This is a genomic window from Streptomyces bohaiensis (genome assembly GCF_012033785.1).
GTDB lineage: Bacteria > Actinomycetota > Actinomycetes > Streptomycetales > Streptomycetaceae > Streptomyces > Streptomyces bohaiensis.
Map to the genome: position 1 here is coordinate 1 of NZ_JAAVJC010000540.1, position 1,137 is coordinate 1,137.

Genomic DNA, 1,137 nt, shown 5'->3' on the forward strand with positions numbered 1-1,137 from the left:
GGGTGCGGCGCGGTCCCCGGCGGGCCCGGTGCGGGGCCCGCACCGGGCGTCACCGCTCGGCGGCTCGGCGGGTCGCACGGGCCGCGTCCAGCGAGAACGCGCCCGCGCCCGTGAGGGCCAGGGTCAGGAAGCCGACGGCGTACGGCAGGTCGTTGCCGAAGTAGTAGGGGTTGGTCCCCCAGGAGACGGTGAGCCAGAGGCCGAGCGCCAGACCTGCGCCCACCAGCGCCGCGGGCCGGGTGAGGAGACCGAGCAGGACCAGCGCCCCGACGGCGATCTCCACCACCGCGACCAGGGTGAGCGCCGCTCCCGAGTTCTCCAGCACCAGGTCCACCAGCCGCGGCGCTGCCGAGCTGTCCCGGCCGGCCCCCAGCATGGAGTGCAACGTGTCGCGGTCCACGTGGGAGAAGGGACCGCCGGAGAAGAACGTGTCCAGGCCCGCGTACAGGAATGTGGCGCCGAGGAAGAGCCGCAGCGGCAGGACCCCGTGGCGGGCGAGCCGCTCGCGGACACCGCCCTGGTCGTCCATCGGTCCGCTCTTCCGGTCCACCGGCATCTCTCGGCTCCTCACGTCGGTGCGGCGCACGAGTCTGTCACCGGACCCGGCGAGCGGTAAGAGCGCGTTCGAGACCCCGCGTCGGATCAGCTCGCGGCGCCCGATGCGGGCGGCCGCCCGGCGGGCGCCCCGCCGCCCGCCGCCCCCGGGGAGCGGCGGGCGACCGGGCTGAGTCGGGCGGCCGCCCGTGTCGGCCGACCGGTGTCAGCCCGGCCGGGCGGCGCCGGCGAACGGCATGGAGTCGACCGGCGCGTAGCGCACCGGGGTGCCGGGCCGGGAGGCGTGAATGATCTGTCCGTTGCCGACGTACATGCCGACGTGGGTGAGTCCCGAGTAGTAGAAGACCAGGTCACCGGGGGCGAGCTGGTCGCGGGAGACCCGCACGCCGGCGCCGATCTGGCTGTGGCTGGTGCGGGGAAGGGAGACGCCCGCGGCCTGCCAGGCGGCCTGCGTCAGCCCCGAGCAGTCGAAGGCCGAGGGGCCGGTCGCGCCCCAGCCGTAGGGCTTGCCGAGCTGCGCCTGGGCGAACGCGACCGCCTGCGCGGCGCGGGACCCGGCGGGGGCGGGCGGCGGCGCGGGCG

Annotated in this window: 2 protein-coding genes; both read right to left on the reverse strand. The window is 76.6% G+C overall.

Annotated features, from left to right (window positions below):
* Positions 1-49 precede the first annotated feature (49 nt).
* Positions 50-556 (reverse strand): DoxX family protein, encoded by a 507-nt coding sequence (locus tag HCN52_RS24560; protein WP_168090608.1) that lies wholly within the window; start codon positions 554-556, stop codon positions 50-52.
* 204 nt (positions 557-760) lie between these two features.
* Positions 761-1,137 (reverse strand): C40 family peptidase (locus HCN52_RS24565; protein ID WP_209314960.1); only part of this gene is annotated, 377 nt, incomplete at its 5' end.